The organism is Ruegeria sp. SATB027, assembly GCF_059613825.1.
In genome coordinates this window covers 1-1,925 of record NZ_JBXWTH010000086.1, presented here as the reverse complement: position 1 = coordinate 1,925, position 1,925 = coordinate 1, and the positions used below count along the sequence as shown (strand labels likewise).

The following is a 1,925-nucleotide window of genomic DNA, read 5'->3' as shown; positions in this document are numbered from 1 at the left end:
AACACCCCTATGAAGATGACGACGGAAGAGGCCTTTGTTAAGGTTTTGCAGATGCATGGTATTGAACATGCGTTTGGGATCATTGGCTCTGCGATGATGCCGATTTCGGATCTGTTTCCGAAGGCTGGGATCATGTTCTGGGACTGTGCGCATGAGGGCAGCGCGGGGATGATGGCGGATGGCTACACCCGCGCGACCGGCAAGATGTCGATGATGATCGCGCAGAACGGCCCGGGCATCACCAACTTTGTGACCGCCGTCAAGACCGCCTACTGGAACCACACCCCGCTTCTGCTGGTGACCCCGCAGGCGGCCAACAAGACCATCGGTCAGGGGGGCTTTCAGGAAGTCGAGCAGATGAAGCTGTTCGAGGACATGGTCGCCTATCAGGAAGAGGTCCGCGACCCGACCCGCGTCTGCGAGGTTCTGAACCGTGTGATCATGCAGGCCAAGCGCGCCAGCGCCCCGGCCCAGCTGAACATCCCGCGCGACATGTGGACCCAGGTTGTCGATATCGACCTGCCCGCCATTGTCGAGTTCGAGCGCCCCTCGGGTGGCGAAACCGCCGTGGCTCAGGCGGCCGAGCTGCTGTCGAACGCCAGGAACCCTGTCATTCTGAACGGCGCCGGTGTGGTTCTGGCCGAAGGCGGCATCGAGGCGTCGAAAGCGCTGGCCGAGCGTCTGGATGCGCCGGTCTGCGTCGGCTACCAGCACAATGACGCCTTCCCGGGCAGCCACCCGCTGTTTGCCGGTCCGCTGGGCTATAACGGTTCGAAAGCGGGGATGGAGCTGATCAGCGAGGCGGATGTTGTCCTGTGCCTCGGCACCCGTCTGAACCCGTTCTCGACCCTGCCGGGCTATGGCATCAACTACTGGCCCGCGGATGCCAAGATCATCCAGGTTGACATCAACCCCGACCGTATCGGCCTGACCAAAGCGGTCAGCGTCGGCATCATCGGCGACGCCGCCAAGGTGGCAAAGGGCATTCTGGCCCAGCTGAGCGACACCGCCGGCGACGAAGGCCGCAAGGAGCGCAAAGAGCGCATCGCGCAGAAGAAATCGGCCTGGGCGCAGGAACTGACCTCGATGACCCATGAGGATGACGATCCGGGCACCACCTGGAACCAGCGCGCCCGCGCGGCCAAGCCCGACTGGATGAGCCCGCGCATGGCGTGGCGCGCCATTCAGGCGGCGCTGCCGAAAGAGGCGATCATCAGCTCGGACATCGGCAACAACTGCGCCATCGGCAACGCCTATCCGTCGTTTGAAGAGGGTCGCAAATACCTGGCGCCGGGCCTGTTCGGCCCCTGCGGCTATGGCCTGCCCGCCGTCGTTGGTGCCAAGATCGGCTGCCCGGATGTTCCGGTTGTGGGCTTTGCCGGCGACGGCGCCTTTGGCATCGCGGTGAACGAGTTGACCGCGATTGGCCGCGAGGAATGGCCCGCCGTGACCCAGATCGTGTTCCGCAACTACCAGTGGGGCGCGGAAAAGCGCAACTCGACCCTGTGGTTCGACGACAACTTCGTGGGCACCGAGCTGGACACCAAGGTGTCTTATGCCGGTATCGCGCAGGCCTGTGGCCTGAAAGGCGTTGTCGCCCGCACCCAGGACGAGCTGACCGCGGCGCTGAACCAGGCGATCGAGGACCAGAAGAACGGCATCACCACGCTGATCGAGGCCCTGATCAACCAGGAGCTTGGCGAGCCTTTCCGCCGCGACGCGATGAAAAAACCCGTCGCAGTCGCCGGCATCAGCGCCGATGACATGAAGGCGCAGGGCGCTTAACCCCAGGACGAGGCCGGAGCACATGACCCTGACACCCGTCGAGCTGTTGCGGCAAAACGCTCCGGCCACCCGTCCCATAATCGCCCTCAGCGAAGGCAACGACCCCCGCATCACAAAAGGGGCCATCAACGCGCAGAGGG

Annotated in this window: 1 protein-coding gene; it reads left to right on the top strand. The window is 63.8% G+C overall.

All coding sequences use genetic code 11. The annotated features are described in order from the left end of the window. Positions 1–9: 9 nt before the first annotated feature. The gene (xsc, locus tag AC2FPW_RS20430) at positions 10–1,785 is read left to right on the top strand and encodes a sulfoacetaldehyde acetyltransferase (protein ID WP_209508319.1); all 1,776 of its coding nucleotides are present in this window, start codon (positions 10–12) and stop codon (positions 1,783–1,785) included. Positions 1,786–1,925: the final 140 nt, after the last annotated feature.

Bases quoted from the DNA above. Each gene is read 5' to 3' on its own strand.
- xsc (WP_209508319.1), top strand. From the start codon at position 10: ATGAAGATGACGACGGAAGAGGCCTTTGTTAAGGTTTTGCAGATGCAT.